The sequence below is a fragment of the Nocardioides cremeus genome, assembly GCF_030518195.1.
In the GTDB taxonomy this organism is placed as follows: Bacteria; Actinomycetota; Actinomycetes; order Propionibacteriales; family Nocardioidaceae; genus Nocardioides; species Nocardioides cremeus.
In genome coordinates this window covers 1-274 of record NZ_JAULSC010000329.1, presented here as the reverse complement: position 1 = coordinate 274, position 274 = coordinate 1, and the positions used below count along the sequence as shown (strand labels likewise).

The window sequence follows — 274 nt, the reverse complement described above, 5'->3', positions numbered from 1 at the left end:
ACATGCTGTCGTTCCAGCGCGCGCTGCCGAAGAACGTCGTCCTGAGCGCGAGTTATGTCGGCAATCGCGGGCATCATATCCTCGTGACGCAGCAGGCGAACCCTGGCGATCCTTCGCTGTGTCTCAGCGTCAGCCAGCCAGGTCAGGTCGCGCCCGGCAGTCCCACCTGCGGTCCATGTGCGGAGAACGGCGTCTTCACACGCGCAGACGGCACGGTCGTCAACGGCACGCGCACCGTCCTGGGCTCGAACTTCGGCACCGTGACCGCGCAGAA

General features: G+C 65.7%; 1 protein-coding gene. It reads left to right on the top strand.

Annotated features, from left to right (window positions below):
- Positions 1-274: outer membrane beta-barrel protein (locus tag QWJ41_RS21285; protein WP_302710498.1), on the top strand; the 274-nt coding region annotated here is incomplete at both ends.